Raw genomic sequence first — 548 nt, 5'->3', positions numbered from 1 at the left:
GCTGGGGCTCTTGTTCGTCAGCTCTTCGGGCTACGGCAGCTATAACAGCGGCACCGGTATATGGACCATAGCATCGATAGCGCCAGGACAGACGCGCAGTTTGAGCATCGTCGCCACGGTCACGGCTACATCGGCCGCCACCGTTACCAATATCGCCGAAGTGGCATCATCCGATCGTGTAGACCCGGATTCTACGCCAAATAACAGCAGCGCTGGCGAAGACGACTATGCCAGCAGGAGCATCACTGTTTCCGGCGCAAGAACAGCGGGCACAGCGCCGAGCCTGACCAGCGTCTGTCCGATCACCAACCAGATATTATTCGACTGGAATGGCAAGGCGTGGGCCGGCGGTTCAACCAATAACAGCTATAATCTGACCGGGATCGGCTCGATCAATTTCGCCATCACCAAGAGCGGCGGATCCTATGACGATGGCTCACCGGCGGTAAACAATAACAATTATGCGAACCTCGCGAACAGCGAGCAGTCGCTCTATCAAAATCTGGAGTTCACCAACAAAGACCAGACGGCGACGACCGTGCTAACCC

At 56.4% G+C, this 548-nt stretch carries 1 pseudogene; it reads left to right on the top strand.

What is annotated here, in order from left to right:
- A pseudogene (locus V7676_RS18765) lies at positions 1 to 548 on the top strand (proprotein convertase P-domain-containing protein); the annotation flags it as partial.

It is taken from the genome of Parasphingorhabdus sp., assembly GCF_036963805.1.
In the GTDB taxonomy this organism is placed as follows: domain Bacteria; phylum Pseudomonadota; class Alphaproteobacteria; order Sphingomonadales; family Sphingomonadaceae; genus Parasphingorhabdus.
Note: the sequence above shows the minus strand (reverse complement) of the source record. Positions and strands in the feature narration are given on the sequence as shown.